The organism is Burkholderia sp. AU45274 (assembly GCF_030482505.1).
Classification (GTDB): Bacteria; Pseudomonadota; Gammaproteobacteria; order Burkholderiales; family Burkholderiaceae; genus Burkholderia.
Genome location: NZ_JAUJQE010000037.1, coordinates 1 through 1002, shown reverse-complemented (window position 1 = coordinate 1002; position 1002 = coordinate 1). Strand labels below are relative to the sequence as shown.

General features: G+C 67.0%; 1 protein-coding gene. It reads right to left on the bottom strand.

The window, feature by feature from the left end:
• Positions 1-1002, bottom strand: a 1002-nt coding sequence (locus QZM35_RS38080; protein WP_301777788.1) for an NAD(P)/FAD-dependent oxidoreductase, incomplete at both ends; no start/stop codon positions are given.

The window sequence follows — 1002 nt, the reverse complement described above, 5'->3', positions numbered from 1 at the left end:
GCGTTCAGGAAGCCCGCGTCGTCGCCGATCAGCGCGCCGCCCGGGAACACCGTCTTCGGCAGCGACAGCAGCCCGCCGGCCGTGATCGCCCGCGCGCCGTACGACACGCGCTTGCCGCCTTCCAGGAACGCGCGGATCGACGGGTGCGTCTTGTAGCGCTGGAATTCCTCGAACGGCGACAGGTACGGGTTCGTGTAGCCGAGGCCCACCACGAAGCCGACCACGACCTGGTTGTTGTCCATGTGATACAGGAACGAGCCGCCGTACGTATCCGACTTCAGCGGCCAGCCGGCCGTGTGGATCACGAGGCCCGGCTTGTGCTTGGCCGGGTCGATCTCCCACAGCTCCTTGATGCCGATCCCGTAGGCCTGCGGATCCGCGTTCGCGTCGAGCTTGAACTTCGAGATCAACTGGCGGCCCAGATGGCCGCGGCAGCCTTCGGCGAACAGCGTGTACTTCGCGTGCAGTTCCATGCCGAGCTGGAAGTTCTCGGTCGGCTCGCCGTCCTTGCCCACGCCCATGTTGCCGGTCGCGACGCCCTTCACGGAGCCGTCGTCGTTGTACAGGATCTCTGCGGCCGGGAAGCCGGGGAAGATCTCGACACCGAGCGCTTCGGCCTGTGCCCCAAGCCAGCGCGTGACGTTGCCCAGCGAAATGACGTAGTTGCCGTGGTTCTGGAAGTTGGCGGGCAGCGCCCAGTTCGGCGTGGTGACCGCGCTCTTCTCGGACAGGAACAGGAAGCGGTCTTCCGTCACCTCGACGTCGAGCGGCGCGCCGCGTTCCTTCCAGTCGGGGAACAGTTCAGTGATCGCGCGCGGGTCCATCACCGCGCCCGACAGGATGTGCGCGCCGATCTCGGAACCCTTCTCGAGCACGCACACGCCGATCTCGGTGCCTTTCTCGGCGGCCAGCTGCTTGAGCCGGATCGCCGCCGACAGCCCGGCGGGGCCGCCGCCGACGATCACGACGTCGTATTCCATCGATTCGCGCGGGCCGTATTGC